Origin of the sequence: Xanthomonas sp. XNM01, from assembly GCF_014851915.1 — a bacterium.
Lineage (GTDB): Bacteria > Pseudomonadota > Gammaproteobacteria > Xanthomonadales > Xanthomonadaceae > Pseudoxanthomonas.
Genome location: NZ_JACVAP010000025.1, coordinates 1 through 255, shown reverse-complemented (window position 1 = coordinate 255; position 255 = coordinate 1). Strand labels below are relative to the sequence as shown.

General features: G+C 52.5%; 1 rRNA gene. It reads right to left on the bottom strand.

Annotation, left to right across the window (positions count from 1 at the left end):
* Positions 1–255: ribosomal RNA gene (locus IB242_RS20900) — 23S ribosomal RNA — on the bottom strand; the annotation flags it as partial.

The window sequence follows — 255 nt, the reverse complement described above, 5'->3', positions numbered from 1 at the left end:
TTAGGAGGAGACCGCCCCAGTCAAACTACCCACCATACACGGTCCCCGACCCGGATTACGGGCCCAGGTTAGAACGTCAAGCACATCAGGGTGGTATTTCAAGGATGGCTCCACTGCAGCTAGCGCCACAGTTTCATAGCCTCCCACCTATCCTACACAGACGAACTCAACGTTCAGTGTAAAGCTATAGTAAAGGTTCACGGGGTCTTTCCGTCTTGCCACGGGAACGCTGCATCTTCACAGCGATTTCAATTT